The organism is Ensifer sp. 38_S197 (genome assembly GCF_056924495.1).
The window spans coordinates 1,910,888-1,928,292 of record NZ_JBXOVZ010000001.1 but is presented as its reverse complement, the minus strand read 5'-3'; the positions used below and the strand labels follow the sequence as shown (position 1 = coordinate 1,928,292).

The 17,405-nt window shown below is 62.5% G+C and carries 11 protein-coding genes; 3 read left to right on the top strand and 8 right to left on the bottom strand.

The window, feature by feature from the left end:
- Nucleotides 1–46: 46 nt before the first annotated feature.
- From AC1Z3V_RS08960 to AC1Z3V_RS08940, 5 genes are all read right to left on the bottom strand, one after another.
- The gene (locus tag AC1Z3V_RS08960) at nucleotides 47–484 is read right to left on the bottom strand and encodes a hypothetical protein (protein ID WP_483498380.1); all 438 of its coding nucleotides are present in this window, start codon (nucleotides 482–484) and stop codon (nucleotides 47–49) included.
- A 476-nt stretch (nucleotides 485–960) separates the two neighbouring features.
- Nucleotides 961–2,301, bottom strand: a complete 1,341-nt coding sequence (locus AC1Z3V_RS08955) for an HlyD family type I secretion periplasmic adaptor subunit (RefSeq protein WP_483498379.1) — start codon at nucleotides 2,299–2,301, stop codon at nucleotides 961–963.
- Between the two features lie 6 nt (nucleotides 2,302–2,307).
- Nucleotides 2,308–4,593, bottom strand: a complete 2,286-nt coding sequence (locus AC1Z3V_RS08950) for a type I secretion system permease/ATPase (protein ID WP_483498378.1) — start codon at nucleotides 4,591–4,593, stop codon at nucleotides 2,308–2,310.
- Between the two features lie 175 nt (nucleotides 4,594–4,768).
- Nucleotides 4,769–6,811 (bottom strand): type I secretion protein, encoded by a 2,043-nt coding sequence (locus AC1Z3V_RS08945; protein ID WP_483498377.1) that lies wholly within the window; start codon nucleotides 6,809–6,811, stop codon nucleotides 4,769–4,771.
- Nucleotides 6,812–6,939: 128 nt separating this feature from the next.
- The gene (locus AC1Z3V_RS08940; protein ID WP_483498376.1) at nucleotides 6,940–8,670 is read right to left on the bottom strand and encodes a hypothetical protein; all 1,731 of its coding nucleotides are present in this window, start codon (nucleotides 8,668–8,670) and stop codon (nucleotides 6,940–6,942) included.
- A gap of 533 nt (nucleotides 8,671–9,203) precedes the next feature.
- Here AC1Z3V_RS08940 and AC1Z3V_RS08935 point away from each other — a divergent pair.
- The 3 genes from AC1Z3V_RS08935 (at nucleotide 9,204) to AC1Z3V_RS08925 (ending at nucleotide 13,910) form a co-directional block, all read left to right on the top strand.
- Entirely contained in the window at nucleotides 9,204–9,686 is a 483-nt protein-coding gene (locus AC1Z3V_RS08935) for a hypothetical protein (RefSeq protein WP_429809694.1), read from the top strand.
- Between the two features lie 164 nt (nucleotides 9,687–9,850).
- On the top strand, nucleotides 9,851–10,798 hold the full coding sequence (locus AC1Z3V_RS08930; protein WP_483498375.1) for a DUF817 domain-containing protein: 948 nt from the start codon (nucleotides 9,851–9,853) through the stop codon (nucleotides 10,796–10,798).
- A 76-nt stretch (nucleotides 10,799–10,874) separates the two neighbouring features.
- Nucleotides 10,875–13,910, top strand: a complete 3,036-nt coding sequence (locus tag AC1Z3V_RS08925) for an AsmA family protein (protein WP_483498374.1) — start codon at nucleotides 10,875–10,877, stop codon at nucleotides 13,908–13,910.
- 46 nt (nucleotides 13,911–13,956) lie between these two features.
- On the opposite strand, the gene AC1Z3V_RS08920 is transcribed toward AC1Z3V_RS08925, so the two are convergent.
- From AC1Z3V_RS08920 to AC1Z3V_RS08910, 3 genes are read right to left on the bottom strand one after another with little or no spacing between them, the layout of a single operon-like run.
- Nucleotides 13,957–14,841 carry a dihydrodipicolinate synthase family protein gene (locus tag AC1Z3V_RS08920; protein ID WP_483498373.1) on the bottom strand — a complete coding sequence of 295 codons (885 nt, stop codon included), beginning with the start codon at nucleotides 14,839–14,841 and terminating at the stop codon, nucleotides 13,957–13,959.
- A 26-nt stretch (nucleotides 14,842–14,867) separates the two neighbouring features.
- The gene (locus tag AC1Z3V_RS08915; protein WP_483498372.1) at nucleotides 14,868–16,487 is read right to left on the bottom strand and encodes an ABC transporter ATP-binding protein; all 1,620 of its coding nucleotides are present in this window, start codon (nucleotides 16,485–16,487) and stop codon (nucleotides 14,868–14,870) included.
- A complete protein-coding gene (locus AC1Z3V_RS08910) occupies nucleotides 16,480–17,403 on the bottom strand; it encodes an ABC transporter permease (RefSeq protein WP_483498371.1) in 924 nt (307 codons plus the stop codon). Before AC1Z3V_RS08910 ends, AC1Z3V_RS08915 begins: the two co-directional genes overlap by 8 nt.
- Nucleotides 17,404–17,405: the final 2 nt, after the last annotated feature.

The following is a 17,405-nucleotide window of genomic DNA, read 5'->3' as shown; positions in this document are numbered from 1 at the left end:
CGGCACTGCAGAGATCGGGCAATATCACCCGCAGGTTTTCGTCGCCCTATGCGAGGAACCAGAAGAAGACTGCTGACAGGAAGATGAAGGCGAGCACCAGGCCGATGAACTGCCGCATCGCGTCGCTGGTATTATCGCCGAGCACGGCCAACCAGACCGGCCCGCCGGAGCAGTCCTCGTCACGCATATCCTGGATGGAACCCAGCTTGCCAAGCTTGACCGCCGGACGGCTATAATCGTGCGGAGACGGTTGGCGGCTGCGATCCGGTTCAAGGGTGACGTCAAGGTCGGGAGCTACCAGGCCGCCGTCGCCCGCGTCGACAACCTGCGCGCGCGGTTCTTCCTTTACCGCTCGGCTGCGCGCCTCAGCGCCTTGCGCCCGGCGAAGGCTCCCCGCGCCGTGGTGAAACGCCCATCGCGGTGATTTCAGTTCCACACTGGATTTCAACTGCCGGATAGACATTGGAACCTCCTTGATATTCAACCGTCCAGCCGGCGCTTTGTTCCGCGAAGTTGGAGCGCGCCATGCACCCACCGTCGCTCTCGGCGTATGTGCGCAAGGTGAGGTTTCCATCGGGCGAAAAACAAAAGAGCCCGCCGCGGGAGGAGCGGCAGGCTCTTTAGAAAACCGATCAGCAGCCCTGGGAGGAGGAGTGGCGCTGATCTCACAAACGACCTTTGGGAGGAGGAGAAAGTCGTTCGCCTGTCGAAGCTCTGCGGGAGGAGGTGCATCGCTTCGATGCTTTTGAATATATAGCGATCGCGCCGAAATCGTAGCGGGGATTTCGCAAGCCAGCCATGCGTCCTGCGCGCAACGGGTGACACGGGGAGGCTGCACCATCGAAGCCTTCAAGGGTACCGGTGGCGAGGGCCTCTTCTATTGCTTCGCCGCGAATTGAAGCTACGGCATGTAACCCAGGCGATTGGTACGCTCTGCGAACGACCGTCGAAAGGCCAGGATCAGTTTTCCATGAAGGCGCGGGCCATGCTGTCGCGGATCGGTTTCGTAAGATAATCGAAGAAGGTCCGCTCGGCCGTCTGGATGAGGATTTCGGCCGGCATGCCCGGCGTCACGGCAAAGTTATGGACCCGTGCGAGTTCACTGGCCGGCAGACTGACGCGGGCCAGGTAAACCTCGCGCGTCCCGTCCTGCGTCTGCACGGGCAAGGCGTCGGCAGACACATAGAAGACCTGCCCGTTGAGAACTGGCGTCGTGCGCTGATTGAGCGCCGTCAGTCGCACGGTTGCCTTCTCGCCGACCTTGATATTGTCGATCTCGGTGCGCAGGACCTGTGCCTCGATGATGAGAGGCACGTCGGCCGGCAGGATTTCCATGATCGGCTTGCCGCTTTCGATGACGCCGCCTGATGTGTGGTAGTGCATCCTGATGACCGTCCCGGTTACCGGGGCGTTGATCGTGGCACGGCGCAGCACGTTGGTAGCCCCGCGCAACTGCTCGCGCACTGTGTCCAGTTCGGCTTCAGCTTTCTGCAACTCGTCGAGAGCCGCCTCCTTGTAGCTCTCTTCCGTCTGGTTCACTTGCTGCTCCTGCTTCAGGATCTGTGCACCCGTTTCGGAAACTTCCGACATCAGCCGGCCGATCTGGCCTTCGGCATCGGCGATCGCCCGCTGGATGGTCTTGATCTCCGTCTTCCGGATCAGGTCTTTCGCCAACAGCACTTTCTTGCCGGCGTATTCCTCGTCGAGAAGGGCGCGCTGCTCGCGGACCGCCTTCAACTGCTCCTGGAAGCCTTCGGACCGGAATTCCAGGCTCTCGATGTTGCGCTTCAGCAGGCCGATATCACTATCGAGCTTGCTTCTCCACGTCTGGAAATTGAGCTGCTGGCTTTGCACGATCGGCGCGATTTCCGGATCGTCCTTCAGGTGCGATGTCAGAACATCGGGCAATGTGATCTCCTTGAGACCATGCGCCTGCGCATTGAGGCGGGCGACGATCGCCTCAAGCCTTGCCCGTCGCAGGAAGAACTGGCGCTCATTGGCGAGCGCGGCCGTCTCGTCGAGACGGATCAGCGGCTGGTCTGCCATCACGCGATCGCCCTCGCTGACCAGGATCTCCTTGATGATCCCGCCTTCGAAATGCTGGATGACCTTGTTCTGGCCGGTGGCGACGAAACTGCCTTGTGCGATGATCGCCGCCGCCAACGGTGCGGTAACGGCCCAGACACCGAAGCCGCCAAATGTGACGCCGATAAGCACGAAACCGATCAGCGTGTGTTGCCATATGGAGCGCGGTACCTCCGCGTACCATGTCAGGTCCTGTACTTTGGCTACGTCCGTCATGATTGCCTACGGAAGTTGGGTCTGATCGAGTGGATTACCTTCGGTGTTCACCCCGCGCGCAGCGAGCGCCTTGAGAACATCCTGCCGATAGCCGAAGAGGGCCACGGTGCCGTTCACCAGCAGCAGGACCTTGTCGACGCTGTTGAGAAGCGCGGGGCGCTGCGTGATGGTGATGACCGTGATCTTCTCGCGCTTTGCATGCGCCAGCGCGCGCGTGAGCGCCGTTTCGCCTGACGTGTCCAGATTGGAATTGGGCTCGTCGAGCACGACCATGCGTGGATTGCCGAAGAAGGCGCGCGCCAGCGCGACGCGCTGCTTTTGGCCGCCCGAGAGCGGCGAACCGTCGGCCGCAACGACGGTCTCGTATCCATGTGGCAACATCGCGATCATGTCGTGGACGTCGGCAAGCTTGGCGGCGGCGTAGATCTCCGCATCGGTGGCATCTTCACGCATGCGGGCGATATTGGCCTTGATCGTCCCCGGGAAAAGCTGCACGTCCTGCGGCAGATACCCGATGCTCTCACCGAACTGGCGCTGGTCCCAGTTCCTAAGGTCCATGAGATCGAGACGGACATTGCCTGACGTCGGCAGGATCGAGCCGACCAGCATTTTTCCCAGCGTCGTCTTGCCGGCACCGGAACTGCCGATCACCGCAAGCGAGTCGCCCGGCTCGAGCGCGAAGGTAATGCCGTTCAGCACGACCCGTTTGGTGCCCTGCGGAACGAAGAGCAGGCGCTCGACGTCGAGGCGTCCTTCGGGCCGCGGCAGTTTCAGCCGCTCGAAATTGAGCGGAGACGTATGCAACAGCGCGGAAATCCGCCCATAGGCGGCCCGGGCCTGGATCACCTGGTGCCAGCCCTCGATCGCCGCTTCGATGGGGCCGAGCGCGCGGCCGGCGATGATCGAGGCGGAGATTACCATGCCGCCCGTCAGCTGGCCGTGCAGAGCCAGGTTCGCGCCCCAGCCGAGCATTGTCACCTGGGTGAGCAGCCGCACCGCCTTGGAGAGCGACGCGAAGGCGATGTTGCGGTCCTGTGCCAGAACCTGAGCCTTGAGCGAGCCGGCCATGTCCTTGCCCCAGATGTGGACGGCTTCGGGGATCATCGCCAGCGCATTGATGATCTGCGAATTGCGCGACATCGAATCCAGATGAAGGTTCGCCTTCGTCTGGTAGTTGGTCGCCTCCCCGAACCCGGCCGCGGTCGCCCGCTGGTTCAACAGCGTCACGATCAGGAGAAGAATGGCCGACGTAATGACGATCGCGCCAAGATGCGGATGGATGAGGAATACCGCCAGCACGAAGAAGGGCGCGATCGGCGCGTCGAGAAAGGAAAGCAGCGTTCCCGATACCAGGAAAGCGCGAAGCTGCTGCAGGTCGCCGAGCGTCTGATATTCACGCCCGTTGCTGTGAAGGGCGGCTCTTGCGGCGGCGCTCAGGATCGGCGCGCCGAGCTGGGCGGCAACCTCCACCGCCGTCCGCATCAGGATCATGCGGCGGATACCGTCGAAAATCGTCTGCAGCACCACCGCGCCGACGATCAGGGCCGTCAGCATCACCAGCGTGTCGATCGAGCGGCTGGTCAGTACCCGATCGGAAATCTGGAACAGATAAACCGGTATCGCGAGTACGAGGACGTTGGTGGCGATCGTGAACACCATAACGATCATCAGGTTCTGCCTGATCGCTTTGAGGCCGGCCTTGAGGCTCGCGGTGAAATCCACCGGTCCCAGGCGCTGGTGAAAGACGCTTGCGCCGCCGCCGTGACCACCATTGCCGCTCGAAGAGTCGCCATCCTTGCCGGACGGTCGCGCCTCTGCCTTGATCGGCCCGCGATCGCCATCGATCACGACCATGCCCGGCGGCGAGTTCCTCTCCTTCACTTCGGCCGCCGGCCAGACAACCGGTTTGTCGACATCGGGCTTACGTTGCTCTTGCGCTGGCCGCTGTTCCGCCGACATCCGATCACGCAGGGCCGAGAGCGTTTCTACCTTGGCCGGGTTCTCGACTTTCGGGGGGCAGGCGCGCTGTGCGACGCTGCCCACCTGCGCGGCATTGTTTGCCGGAGGCGCCGCGTTTGTGGTCGTCGGTACGGGTTTGACTGGCTGGGGCACGATATTCGTCGGCGGTGGGGTCACGTGGGTGGCCGGAGGTGTCGGGAAAGCCCTGACGCCTGGGCTCGCACCGGGTGCCCGGACGGGGTTTGCCCTGCCCTCATTTTCGCTGGCGTCGTTGGCCGCCGCTCTGCGCAGTTGCTCTGCAAACCCGTCGATCTCTTCTACGGCTCGGTCCAAGATGCTCTCCTGATGATCAAGTCTGCGAAGGAGCCGCTGCTGAGTGGCTTGCGTATCCGGCGATCCGGCCTGCCGTGGTTTCTCATCGGCATCCGCAGGAAGCGCGTTTCCGGCTTCGGTAACGTCTTGCCGCGACGGGTCGGTGCGGTCGGCCATGGAATCCTCCCGCGCCCCTTCAGGCGACCATGCTATGCATGGGATCGACGCTGACGGTGTCTGACGTATGCATGGCCGAATGCGGTGATGCGTGGCCCTGCGACTGATGACCGGTATCCGGACTCAGCATGTCGTCGCCGAGGAAGACGACTGCCTCGCTCGCCAGTGCATTCGGATCCTGCCCCTCGAGGAAGGGCTCGTTCTTGATCAGTTCGGCCTGCACGAGCACTTCGTCAGAATAGATGCCGCCACCGGCATAGATGGTCTTGCCGGAATCCACGTCGACGATGCCGGCGTAGTTCATCAGGGCGTTCTTGCCTGTCGAAATGGTCCAGTCCGCATCCGGACGCTCCGTCAGCGCGTTCATGGCCAGCGTCACCTGGTCGCTGTCGCCCAGAATATTGGTCTGCTGAATGTAGTTGAGACTGACGAGATCGCCGGAAACATAGAGCACTCTCAGGCCCAATAATCCGGCAAAGACAGAATCGTGCATGAAGTCTTTCGATGACGGGTTCTTGCCTTCAGAGAGGTCTTCCAGGGCCGACAGGTAGCTTTCGGGCATCGGGTTCACCGGGCCCGCGCCACCCGCTTCAACGATGCTGGCATAGTTCCACAAGAGGTTGCCGCCGGTCGAAACTGACCCATGGCCGCTCATATGGAAACCGCCGACAGCCCCGATGAAATCATTGTCGAGCAGGATGTTGGTCTGCTGGATGATGTTGGCATCAAAGACGTTTCCGCCGACGAAGACGAGATCGAAGCGATATCCCAGTTCCAATACCGAGATCTGGTTGGCGGCCGTATTGTCGCCGGCAATGATCGACAGCTTGGAGCCGGAGGCGGCCAGGATCGCCGTGTCGTTGTCGGACATGATGGTGAATTGCTGGTGCCAATTCACCATCATCAGGTCACCCTTGATTTTGGTGATGGCCCAAGCCTTGGGAAATGCATTCGTCTCGTCCTGTGCAGTTTCCGTCGACTCGACATGCTTGAACGATGCGATATTGAGCGCCTCGGTCAGCTTTTCCGCCGCAAGCTCCCCACCGGTGAGCGTGGCGCCCACGGCGTCATTGTCGGAATAGACATTGGTCTGGATGATAGCGTTGTGCTGGACGTGATCGCCGGCAGCCGCAAGGACATTCGCTTGCAGCCAGTTACCTGAAATCACGACCTCGTTGACCAGCGTGTTGCTGCCTGCATCCAGTTCAACCGAAGCCACGACCGGAACGGGGCCCTCGCCGTGCGCGACAGCGCCACTGGCCTCCTTCGGGCTGTTCGTCAGTTCAGGCTCATCGGGTTCGTTCGACGGTTCGTCGGGGTTTGGCAGATGATCCTTGAGAACCGGCGCCTTCTCGACGAGTTCACCGTTCACATGGATGCCTTCAAGCGTGTCGCCTTTGGCGACGAATTGGCTGGCAACCAACCCATCCACTTGCCCCGTATCGTCGGGAGAATAGGCATCAAGCGTCGCGGCCGTTGTCGTAACCAGGCTGGCGATCGTTGCATCGGAGCCGGCAACGTCCACGGGGCCCAGCGGCGAAACCTGCTGCGCGGCGTCTATGAGCTGAGCCATCGTCGCGCTGTCGTCGATATGCAGGCCGGATTTCAATCCGTGCCCACCCATATCGACGAAATCATTATCCGAGAGCTCGACGGTCTGTTGGCTGTAGACGGCCACCGACCCCGGGGGATTGATGGTGTGCGGTGTGCCGACAAAGGACGCCTTGATGGACCAGGTTTGCGCGACACCTTCAACGTCGCTGCGACCAATCACGCCTTCCGTGAGCGGGGGCTCCGGAAAGGGCAGTCCGGCATATCCGTCCGGAACGGGCCCATAGATGTTCGTGTCGAGCGGATGGTAGGGGACGTCGGGACTGAAGTCGTCGAGATCGTAGGGAGCCTGCGCCTTGACGGGCGCGGCCTCGATGTCCGTCGGATCCTTGTGAACTTCACGTTCCGGGTCGAACTTCTCGTGCGCCTCGCGTATGCGAATATCTTCGATCGAGACTTGGAAAAGGCCGATGAAGTGGGCGATGGATTCGGAGATTTTCGCGGAGTACATGGTTAGTGTCTCCTCTTTGTTGCCGGTAGTGCCCGTAGCGGATCGGGTCATGACGGGCTGCGCGGGACCCGCGCAGCCCTGTTCGAAACCGATTGCGAACCGTTGGAACCGGCCGCGTCACCTCACGATCAAGAGTTGTCGTCGTGACCGATCACGTCGGCATGGTAGTCGCCACCGACGACCGTCATGTCGATCGTGTTGCCTTGCAGGTTCGCGCCGAGCACGATCTGCTGGTTGAAGGCATTGGTGTCGATCGTGGCATCTGCCGTCGCCTGGGAGAGCCCCTCGACCACGGAGTCGCCGCCGTTGAAGGAGCCCCAGGTGCCGGCATCGCCGCCCGCGCCGCCATCACCGTTGGTCGCGAAGCCGCCGGCTCCGCCAGCTCCGCCGTCGCCGCCCCAGGCCTCGCCACCATAGGCCGCACCGCCTTCGCCGCCACTGGCCCACGAGCCCGTGAGAGCAAGGCCGCCAAGGCCATGACCACCGGTAGCAGCGCCGCCAGAGCCGTCGCCGCCATAGGCGTCACCACTGGTCCCACCGCTCGCATCGGCAGCACCGCCGGCACCGCCATCGCCACCATAGCCAGCACCTGCGCCAAAGCCGCCGCCGGCACCGGAGCCTGCGCCAAAGCCGTTGCCGCCATTGCCGGCATCGCCTGAGCTGCCACCATCGGCGTCACCAGTCTGACCGAGTGCTACGCTGTTGCCACCGTCGTTGTCGCCACCGTCGCCACCGAAGTTGAGGATCGGAAGCACGAACCCACCGGCGTCCCCACCGTTGCCAGCGTCCGACGCGTTGGCGTCGCCGCTTTGGACGGCACCCGACCCGCCACCGTTCCCGGCAGTGCTGTCACCGCCTTCGCCACCGGCTGCGGCACCGACACCCAGACCGACGCCAAGACCGAGGCCAACGCCGAGACCTGCGGCGCCTGCGCCACCGGCACCACCAGTGGCAGCACCACCGTTGGCATCACCGCTCGTGCCGTCCGCACCGACGCCTACGCTGGCTGCGATACCACCAAGGCCGTGCCCGCCGGTTGCGTCGCCATCGTTGTCGGAATCGCCGCCGTCACCCTCACCGCCGGCAGCAAAGCCGCCGATCGTGTGACCGCCGGCGCCACCGGCGCCGCCATTGGCATAGGACTCGCTTCCGCCTGCTCCGCCGTCAGCACCGGACTGGATACCGTCGCCAGAATTGGCGGTGCCACCCCAAGCGCTGCCGTTCTGGTTTAGCTGTCCGCTGTTTTGGATGTTTTCAGCCTTGTCGTCGTCCGACATGATGGCGTTCTGGCTGAAGACGTTGGCCACGTTGTTGTTGCCGTTGAGCGAGTCGTTCAGGATGTCCTTGAAGCTCGTGCTCGCCATGCCGTCGATCTTGGAATGGTCGATGTCGTTGAAGTCATCGTCAGACGGCTTGTAGCCATCAAGGTCGACATCGACCTTGACGTCGACGTTGGTCTTGCTGTCGACGTCGACATGGGTGTTCGATGTATTTTCATTGTGGTTGGCGTTCAGGTTGCCGTTGGCATTCAGGTTGCCATTACCGTTCAGGTTGGCGTTGCCGTTGGCGTTACCGTTACCGTTGGCATTGCCGTTACCGTTCAGATTGCCGTTGCCATTCAGGTTGCCGTTGTAGGATTCGCTGTACTGCGACTGGCCCTGGCCCTGATCTTGTCCTTGCCCCTGATCCTGTCCTTGCCCCTGCCCCTGCCCCTGGCCCTGGCCTTGTCCCTGACCCTGAAGCTGGCCCTGGAGCTCAGCTTGCAGTTGTCCTTGTCCCTGGCCTTGTCCCTGATCCTGGTCCTGGCTCTGGTCCTGGCTCGGGTCCCATGGGAACAGGAAATTCTTGTCCTTGCTCATAACGATCACCTCAAGTTGAGACCGCTACAGCCGAACCGCATTCTTCTCTTACGCGGATTTGGGCCATCAGCGGGCTGCGGTTGGTTTTGATGAAAGTTTGGATCCTCCGAGGCGCTTGCGCGCCCGCATGTCAATAATTTGCAATCAACTAAAATAGAGCTGCTCTCTCTCCCGCTTGGTCGAGAAGAGCTGATCAGGTTCTAAAAAGGGCATTATTCCATTCGGTGCAGTGTCCAGCCCTCAAAAGCCTGAGTGCATCCTGCTCTCCGGTTGCGTCAGCAGTCTGTCGCAAACAGACACGTGTTGTAAGCTGCCACTTCGGGTTAGCCTCGCCGGGGTAGCGCGGCCGTTGCCCTCGGTCCGCCCAAGGTATTACCTATTAGAAGTAGCTTTTAAACGGAGTCATTGCGCGCGATCGAGCCGGCACCGAATACGTGCGCCGCATCGTCCTATTGGAAGAATTTACTGAAAACGGGAATGCGCTATTCTGGAACGGAATGGTTCTTGGACAGCAAGGTTTTGGCAGGGGCCCAATGGCGAGATTTCACGACATCCTTCTCCTGATCGGGCAGCTCAACTACACCTGGACCAACACGGAAAGCCTGCTCATCTATCTGATCGCCGGCCTTGCGCGGGTGGACAAGGAAACCGCGATCGTCATCTTCCTGACGCTGAACACGACGCGGGCTCGCATCGAGCTCGTCGAGCGGTTGGCCAAGACAAACAAGACGCCGCCGAACCAACGGCAGGAAATTCTCGCGCTGACGCAACAGCTCGCCCGGCAGGCGAAGCTTCGCAACAAGTACAGCCACTGCATCTATTCCTTCGATGAGACCGGAGACCAGGCAAGCACCCAGTTGATGGCGATCTTCGACAGCAAGGACACGATCAAGTACGGCAAGATCGAGCAGATCAACGATGCCGAGATCTCCCGGATCAACGACGTCATCGAGCAGCTCCAGGGGGTCAACAGGGAAATCTGGGCGGTCGTCGAGCGCTATTCCTTCCCACGTTGAGGCCACTGGCCCGCAGGCGCTGCCGCAAGATGGAATGAGCCGGTGTCGCAATGAGGCGTCCGCACGTCCGTCCACCTGACAGTTGTCGTCCATCCATAATTCAACCGCATTGTCCCGCCATCGCGTCTCCAACGGTGAAGCGGGAGGCGGAAACGGTGGCTCAAATGTCAGACGGCAGGCGTTTTACGAGCCGGGAAGCGCGTATCGATGCTGTGGCGCATCGCCTCCTCGACCGACTTCCTGCGAGCGGCCTCCTCGGCGGTCTGACGGAGTTCCTGGTGTTCGGCATCAAGCAGGCCTTCGCCTGCCTTTTCGGCGGTGCCATGCTCGCCCTGATGCTCGCGACGAAAATGTTCTGGCCGGAGGAGATGGGCATCGCCCGCTATGATTTCCTTTTCCTCGCCGCCCTTGCCATCCAGGTTTGTCTGCTCGTCTTCAAGCTTGAGACCATTGCCGAGGCCAAGGTCATTCTGATCTTCCACGTCGTCGGCACGGTCATGGAGATATTCAAGACCTCGGCCGGGTCGTGGATCTACCCGGAGCCAAGCATCTTCCGCATCGGCGGCGTGCCCCTGTTCTCAGGCTTCATGTATGCCGCCGTCGGCTCCTATCTCGCCCGCGTGACCCGCATCCTCGACATGCGCTACGACGGCTACCCGCCGCTCTGGGCGACGGTGCTGCTCGCCTTGGTAATCTATGCCAATTTCTTTACGCACCACTTCGTCATCGACCTGCGCTACGCGCTGTTTGCGATCACCGCGGCACTGTTCTTGCGCACCACAGTGCACTATCGCGTCTTCCGGTTTCGGCACCGCATGCCGTTGCTTCTCGGATTCCTGCTGGTCGCCCTATTCATCTGGTTTGCCGAGAATATCGGCACCTGGTCGCGCGCATGGATCTATCCTTCTCAGCACAATGGCTGGACCCCGGTATCGCTCCAGAAGCTCGGCGCCTGGTACCTGCTGATGATCCTGTCCTTCGTGCTGGTCACGCTCGTGCATCGCCCGCGAACATATGTGGCAGCAGCTCGGAATGTGTCGACGACGAACAGCGATGCGGAGGCGAGGACGGACGTCACCGCGGGTGCAGGAGGTGCGGCGGCTTCCAGGTGAACCCACCGCAAGAGTTGCAAAACACGCCGCCGTGGAAAACGATACCGAATCAATCGCTTTCGCAACGGAGAGGCACATGCGGCGTTTCTTTCTTGGCCTGCTGGCGCTCGGCGTTCTCGTCGTCATTTCTCTCGTTGTCCTGCCGAGCTTCGTTTCCAGCGACTGGATGCGTGCCGAACTCAGCCGACAGCTCTCGAGCGCGACAGGCAGCTCGATCGAACTGAAGGGTCCCGTCCGGCTTTCCGTCATCCCTCACTTGGCAGTTGTGGCCGAGAATGTTTCGCTCGACGCAGAAGGCGATGGCGTGACCGCGGAAATCGGCGAAGTCGCCGGATCGGTGACACTCTCCTCGCTTTGGTCGGACCGCTTGCACGTCAAGGAAGTCAGGCTCGCGCGCCCGGTCGTGGTGATACGGCAGAAATCAGTAAACGCAGCGGTCGCGGATGACGGCGGCGGCAATGGCGCGGCAAAGCCGAATGACCCGCTTGCCGCCCTGGTTGCCTTCCTCGAACGAAGCGCGATCGATACGATATCGATCACCGAAGGCACTCTGAGACAGGTGAAGGACGGCGGGGCGACTGAGGTCGTCAGCGATCTCGACGTTACACTTCAGGCCCCTGACATTGACGGCGAACTTTCGCTGTCGGCCGGTGCCCGGCTCAAGGACCAGCGCTATCAGATTGCGCTCTCCGTCTCCCCGCTCCGCCCATTGCTTGAGCGCAAGCCGGCCGATCTCAGCCTCTCGGTGGAAGCCGATCCCGTGCTTGCACCAGGCCTGACCGAAATCAAGGCTAGCGGGCAAGTCGCGCTCAACAGCAATGGCAGCTACCAGATCCGCGGCGGCAAACTGCTTGTCGGAGAGGAAGAGCTCAGCCTCGATGCGCTGTTCATTCCCGGTGACCGGCCGCGATTCTTGGCCGATCTCAGTGCCGACCAGTTGGATTTCAGCGCCTTTGTCGAAACCAGCGCCTCGGGGTCGTCCAAATCCGCGGGGCAATCGGAGAAGCAGTCGACTTCGGCCGGCTTGCAGGCACTCGCCGGTTTTGATGCCGATGTCAGCATCAATGTGGGCGCCATTACCGTCAACGACATTTCCGCCGCTGATGTGGCGCTGACGGCGACGCTGAAGGATGGATTGCTTACGACCCGGCTCGAGCATCTTGGCATAGACGCCGGCGGCATTTCGGCCGAGATCACCGCCGACGTCCGCAAGGGCGAGCCGTCTTTCAAGGGCCGGGTCGCGAGCAAAGGGCTCGACATCTCGAAGCTCGCGAGCCTCGCGGGCCAATCGGTTCCACTATCCGGCACGCTTGCGATGGATACCGGGTTCGCGTTCCGCGGCCTCGGCGGAGACACATTCCGAAAGACCGTCAATGCAAGCGGCACGGCCAGCCTGCGCGACGCCACCTTCGTGACGCCAGGCATCAGTGACCCGTCGATGAGCGAGGTGAAGATCAGGAAGCTGGTAGTCAAGATCGACGATCTTACCAAGCCGGTGCTCCTGTCCGGCAAGCTGGTTTGGCGCGGGAAAGCCGCCGATGCCGATTTGCGGCTGCCCGTCCGCGACCTGCTCTCGGGCTCGGTGCCAGGTGAGCTGCCCTTGAAGCTCGACCTGCGCATGCCGGAAGCGACACTCTCGCTTGACGGCAAGGCGGCACTTGCGGGCAGCTATGTCGGGAAGGTGAATTTCGCGGCAGCCGATATGCGCGCGCTTCTGGCCTGGATTGGCCAAGGCGGCGGCGACAGCGTGGAGCAATTCGCCTTCAAGGGCGAAGTCGATGCCAGCGCCTCCGGCGTCGAGTTTCAAAAAGCCACCCTTTCGGTCAATGGGGTCGAAGGAACCGGCAACGGTTCGGTACAACTGGGCACCCCGCTCAAGATAGCCGGTGCGCTCCATTTCGCCGAACTGGACCTGGCGCGTCTTGCCGGTGCCCGACCAGCATCGTCGCAAGCGAAGGGCAAAGCCGGCAGCCCCGCTCCCGACGCGCCGCTGGATCTGTCGTCGCTTCGAACGATCGATGCGTCCATCAAGGTCGATGCCGAGAGGCTTGGATATGGCCGCGTCTTTGCCGGACCGGTGGCAACCACTCTGGCGATCTCCGAGGGTGTGGCCAGTCTCGACCTGCCTGAAAGCCCGTTCTATGGCGGTCGGATGGCCGCGAACCTCAAGGCCGATGGCACCGGAGAAGGGGCGTCGATCGCCTTGAAGGCCTCGATTGCCGGCGCTTCGGCCGCCCCGCTGCTGATCGACCTTGCGAATTTCAAGCATCTCGAAGGCGCACTGCAGGCCCAGTTCGATATCGCGGGCGCGGGCGCAACGACTGGAGCGCTCAAGCGTGCGCTTCAGGGGTCGGCGAACGTCCGCTTCTCCGACGGTGCTATCCGCGGCATCGACGTCGCCGATGTCTACAACAACCTCGTCGGCCTGATGTCGTCGGGCTTCACGCAGAACGAGAACAGCGCAACCGGCTTTACCGAGCTCGGGGCATCCTTCGCCATCGAGAACGGCGTCGCGCGCACCGAAGATATCAAGCTCATCGGCCCGCTGGTGCGTATGAGCGGCAGCGGTGAGGCAAACCTTCCGAACGACCAGTTGAACTTCCGCCTGGATCCGCGCGTCGTCGCCTCGCTGGAAGGCCAAGGCGCCGATATCGCGACCGAAGGCATCGGCGTTCCTGTGATGATCGAGGGTTCCTTTGCGGCTCCGCGCATTTATCCCGATCTCTCAGGCCTGCTGAAGAACCCTGACGCCGCACTGTCGGCGCTGAAGAAGCTGGGACTGCCCACCGAAAAGCTGAAGCTCGACGAGCTTCTCTCCGGCGGCGGGAAGGCCGGATCGATCCGCGACATCATCGGCGGCGCGATCGGCAAATCACCGAAAGACGGAGGGGATCATCTCTCCATCAAAGAGATCATCGGTGGCAACGCGACCGAGGGCAGCGAGACGCCGCCCGCGCCGCCGGCTGAAGAACAAGTCGTAACGCCCGACGTCGCCGCCGAACGACCGGGACCGGCAGTGCAGCAGCCCGACCAGCAACCAGCCGCCGAAGCGGAGCAGCCAGCGGAGGAAAGCGGCACCTTGGGAAAGCTGTTCAACCAGCTTCTGCAATAGCCCGCGCCTGAAGCGCCTTCCTCGCCGATCCGGCCGCCGAGGAACGTCACCCCTGAAGTTCGTATTTCCGAAGGATTGCCGCGATCTGGTCGTCCTGCCCTGCGTTCGGAAGCAGGGCGGGCTGGCGGCTCGCGCCGACGGAGGGGTCCTGCAGGAAGAGCGCGCGCTTGACCATGGCCGGGGCGAAGCCCAGCGCATAAAGGTCGGTGCGGAAAGCGGCAAAGATCGCCTGCTGCTTTTCGGCTTCACCGATCTCGCCCGTATTGAAGGCCTTCAGGATACCCGCAAGCACCTGCGGCATGGCGTTGCCGAGCCCCGAAATGCAGCCGGCCGCACCGTTCTGCAGCGCCCAAAGCACGAGATGGTCGGGACCGGAATAGACCTCGAACCCATCGACCTCCTTGGCAACCTGCAGATAGGCTTCCAGCGTCTCCTTTGCGCCGCCCGAATCCTTGATGCCGGCGATGTTGCCGTGGCCCGCGAGCGTGCGCGCGGTGTCGGGCTCGATGTGGTTCTGGGTGCGGGCCGGAATGTCGTAGAGGTAGAGGGGCGTCTGCACGGCGTCGGCGACGGTGGAGAAATGGCGGACAAGACCATCCTGCGTGCAGGCGATGAAGAACGGCGTGATGACAGCGATCCCGTCGACACCGATACGGTCGAATTCGCGGGCGAGCTTCACCGTCTCGAAGGTTGCGGGCATGCCGGCATTGACGATCACCTTGACCCGGCCGCCGACCTCGTCGACCACCTCTTCCGTCAGGCGCACCTTCTCCTCGAAGGTCAGCGCCGTGAAGTCACCATTGGTGCCGGCGCACATGATGTTGTTGCCGGCCGCGACCTGGCGGCGGACCTGGGCGCGGGTCGCCTGGTAGTTGATGGTCTCGTCCTCGTTGAAGCAGGTCACGAGGGCGACGAAAGCTTGCTTGGTCATGCGGCTATTCCTTTGATTGACGCGTCTCAGGACGCGCGCTGAAGACGGGCGGCGCGATGGGCGGCCTGGACGTCAGGATCGGGGTCGAGGCCAGCGGCGAGCAGCGCGCGCGTATAGTCTTGCCGCGGTGTCTCGAACACGTCGCGCACCGTCCCAAGCTCCACGATATTGCCTTTCTGCATGACCATGACGTGGTCGGCAAAGTCGCGCACGACCGGCAGGTCATGGGCAATGAAGATGAAGGCGATGCCCATTTCCTTGCGCAGCCTGTCGAGCAGCGCAATCACCTGAGCCTGCACCGAGACGTCGAGTGCCGAGACGGCCTCGTCGCAGATGATGAGCTGTGGCTCGAGCGCAAGTGCGCGGGCGATTGCGATGCGCTGGCGCTGACCGCCGGAGAACTGATGCGGATAGCGGCCCATGTGTTCCGGACCGAGACCGACCTGCACCAGGAGTTCGGCCACGCGCTCGCGCCATTTCGCCTTGGGCAGGATATCTGGATGGATAACCCAGGCCTCGGAAATGAGCTGATAGACCGTCATGCGCGGATTGAGCGACTGCGTCGGATCCTGGAACACCATCTGCAGGTCGCGGCGCAGCTTGTAAAGTTCAGCTGGCGACATGGTAAAGAGGTCGCGGCCCTTCCAAAGGGCACTGCCGCTGTCCGGCTCGTCGAGGCGCAGCAGGATGCGCGCCAGCGTCGACTTGCCCGAGCCGCTCTCGCCGACGACGGCCATGGTCTCGCCGGGCATGAGATCGAAGGACAAGCCCTTCAGCGCCTCGAAGGAGCCATAGCGTTTGCGCACGTCGCGAACCGAGAGCACCGGCTCGGCGCGCGCTGCGGGCGCATGCATCTCGCCCTTGCCGGGGGCGGCGGCAATGAGCTTCTTCGTATAGGGGTGCTGCGGGTTCTTGTAGACCTCGCGCACCGTGCCGGCCTCGACCAGGACGCCTTTTTCCATCACTACGACGCGGTCGGCGATCTCCGCGACGACACCGAGATCGTGGGTGATGATGAGGACCGCCATGCCGGTCTCCTGCTGCAACTCCTCAAGCAGCGCGAGAACCTCGGCCTGCACCGTGACGTCGAGCGCCGTCGTCGGCTCATCGGCAATCAGGAGGTCCGGGCGAAGCGCCAGCGCCATGGCGATCATGACGCGCTGGCGTTGGCCGCCCGAGAATTCGTGCGGATATTTGTCGAGCGAGCGCTCGGGGTCGGGGATACCGACCCGCGTCAGCAGCCGCAACGCTTCCGATGCGGCTTGTGCCGCATCCGTTCCGTGGGTGGTGAGTGCCTCGCGGATCTGCCAGCCGACGGTATAGACCGGGTTGAGATGGCTCAGCGGATCCTGGAAGATCATGGCGATGCGGCGCCCGTTGACCTTGCGCCTTTCCTGCGTCGGCATCGTCAGCAGGTCGACGCCGTCGAGCAGGATCTCTCCGGAGCTGATGCGTCCCGGCGGCATGTCGATCAGGTTCATGATCGCCGAGGAGGAGACCGACTTGCCGGACCCGCTCTCGCCGAGGATTGCCAGCGTTTCGCCGCGGTCGAGGTGGTAGGAAATGTTGCGGACCGCCTTCACGACGCCGGCTGCGGTGTGGAATTCGACCGAAAGGTCGCGGACTTCCAGGAGATGGTCAGCCATTCTTGCGACCTTTCATTTCGAGGCGCCAGCGCTGCACCGGGTCGAGCGCGATGCGCAGCCAGTTCGAGAGCAGATTCAGCGACATGGTTGTGAGGATGATCGCAAGGCCGGGCCAGAAGGAAAGCCACCATGCATTGGTGAGGTACTGGCGTCCCTGAGAGATCATCAGGCCCCAGGTGATCTCCGGCGGCTGGATGCCGATACCGAGGAAGGAGAGCGCGCTTTCCGCCAGCATCACATAGGCGAAGTCGAGCGTCGCAAGCGTCGTCAGCGTCGGCAGCACCACGGGCAGGATGTGGCGGAAGAGGATGCGCTTCGTCGATGCACCCATCACGCGTGCGGCCTGCACGAACATGCGCTCGCGGATTTCCAGCACTTCGGCACGCGTCGTTCTCAGGTAGACCGGGATACGCGTGATCGCCAGAACCAGCATCAGGTTGAGGATCGATGAGCCGAGAATATAAAGCACGATGACGGCGATCAGCAGCGACGGGAAGGACATGATGACGTCCGCGAGCCGCATGATGACCTGATTGACACGCGGCGAGGAGAAGCCGGCGACGAGGCCGAGGAAGGTACCGACGGTTGCCGAAAGCGCGACCGCGCCGGCGGCGACCATCAGCGTGTTCTGGGTGGCGACGATGATGCGGGCCAGCAGTGGCCGCCCAAGGGCATCGGCCCCCATCCACCAGACCCAGCCGCGCTCCCAGTCGAACGGCACGGCGTTGCGCCCCCTAAGGTTTTGCTTGGTCGCGAGATCGCCGAGCCAGCTCGGCCCGACGATCGCGAGGATCAGGACGAAAAGCAGGAAGATCGCGGCGCAAAGCGCGAACTTGTCGGCAAGCAGCATGCGGAACATGCGCGTCACAAAGCGCGGTTCGTCGGCGAGGACGGTATCGGCGGTCTGCAGGGTCATGT